At 45.5% G+C, this 516-nt stretch carries 1 protein-coding gene and 1 pseudogene; one reads left to right on the top strand and one right to left on the bottom strand.

Annotated elements, in window-relative coordinates:
• A partial coding sequence (locus AC0L3J_RS37370) for a hypothetical protein (RefSeq protein WP_473350430.1) occupies positions 1-417 on the top strand: 417 nt, incomplete at its 5' end.
• Here the strand turns inward: AC0L3J_RS37370 and AC0L3J_RS37365 are convergent.
• A pseudogene (locus AC0L3J_RS37365) lies at positions 360-516 on the bottom strand (aminotransferase class III-fold pyridoxal phosphate-dependent enzyme); the annotation flags it as partial. The gene AC0L3J_RS37370 and the pseudogene AC0L3J_RS37365 overlap by 58 nt on opposite strands.

The raw sequence follows: 516 nt of genomic DNA, 5'->3' as shown, positions 1-516 counted from the left end.
AGCGGAGGATGCGGAAAAAATTCAACTCATTTGTTAATTTTTAAAATTTATTTTTATTTGGATAATCAAATATTTACTCCGTATTTGCATAAAAACCATGCGAGTTACGGGCCTATAAGCCAGGCGAGATATGATCTATATCAATTTCTCATCTATAATGCTTTGTTAGTATCTCGTCGCCGACTTAATAAAGAGAGAGTTAGTGTGAAAGCTGACAACCCTTTTGATCTTTTACTTCCTGCTGCAATGGCCAAAGTGGCCGAAGAGGCGGGTGTCTATAAAGCAACGAAACATCCGCTTAAGACTTTCTATCTGGCGATTACCGCCGGTGTTTTCATCTCAATCGCATTCGTCTTCTACAAATCGCCGGTCCGCCCCATCCCGCACTGCACTTCATCAAACACCAATAATGCCTGATGTTGATCGCACAGCTCGCGCAAGCCCTGCAAAAACTCTGGCGTCGCTGCCGTCACACCTGTGCGGTGGTGGTTGAGCCGATCCAGGGCGAGGGCGGTG

The sequence above is a fragment of the Bradyrhizobium sp. Kon37 genome (assembly GCF_055807535.1).
The sequence above is the reverse complement of the archived record's forward strand: the minus strand, read 5'-3'. Positions and strand labels throughout refer to the sequence as shown.